Source organism: Bartonella sp. AA81SXKL (assembly GCF_042196945.1).
Taxonomy (GTDB): Bacteria; Pseudomonadota; Alphaproteobacteria; order Rhizobiales; family Rhizobiaceae; genus Bartonella.
Map to the genome: position 1 here is coordinate 846 of NZ_JBHIRH010000099.1, position 313 is coordinate 1,158.

Annotated in this window: 1 pseudogene; it reads right to left on the minus strand. The window is 34.2% G+C overall.

The features are described 5' to 3' along the window. Positions 1-136: 136 nt before the first annotated feature. Positions 137-313, minus strand: a pseudogene (locus ACFINZ_RS09795) (hydrolase); the annotation flags it as partial.

Genomic DNA, 313 nt, shown 5'->3' on the forward strand with positions numbered 1-313 from the left:
AAGTGAGATGATATTCTACTAAATTTGTAGAGAATTATATGGAGACTTTTGCATGTATAAAAAGATTCGGATCATGAAGCTAAAATACTATGGAGTGTTTTAGGTTGTGACAAAAGGTAAACGATCAAAAGCGATATCAATGTAATCTTTCAACATCAAGATCATGAAAACGTTTTAAAAAAGCGTTCTCAATTTTCGTTGTGGAGCATGGTTGCAAATTGAGTCCTTCGGGTGAAATATTATTTGGGTGACCGAAATAGCGAAGGGCTTCTTCTGTATTAAATCCGGCAAGAATAACAGATTCATGAAATGC